This window comes from Cupriavidus sp. 05T41, from assembly GCF_056396525.1.
In genome coordinates this window covers 1-383 of the sequence record NZ_JBFTLQ010000223.1, presented here as the reverse complement: position 1 = coordinate 383, position 383 = coordinate 1, and the positions used below count along the sequence as shown (strand labels likewise).

The following is a 383-nucleotide window of genomic DNA, read 5'->3' as shown; positions in this document are numbered from 1 at the left end:
AGGTTCAGGTGCTCGGCCGAATTGCCGCCGACCACATCGACCAGCCACGCATCGCGGCGGCGCATCACCGTCTCCACGCGCAGCAGGTTGTTGGTGGAGCGATCGGACGAATAGCCGGTGAACTCGCCGAACGGCCCTTCCTCCACGCGCGCCGCCGGGTCGATCACCCCTTCCAGCACGATCTCGGCATGCGCCGGCACGGCGATGTCGTAGTGCGGCGTGCGCACCACCTCGAGCGGCGCGCCGAACAGCCCGCCGGCCACGTGGCGCTCGTCCACGCCGTACGGCAGGCGTGCCGCGCCGGCCAGCATGAACAGCGGATGGGCGCCGAYCACCATCGCCACCGGCAGYGGCYTGCCRGCCTCCGTGGCGCGCTGGAGCAT

The 383-nt window shown here is 71.5% G+C and carries 1 protein-coding gene; it reads right to left on the bottom strand.

What is annotated here, in order from left to right; genetic code table 11:
• Positions 1–383 (bottom strand): UbiD family decarboxylase domain-containing protein (locus AC1DKV_RS40585; RefSeq protein WP_477139784.1); only part of this gene is annotated, 383 nt, incomplete at both ends.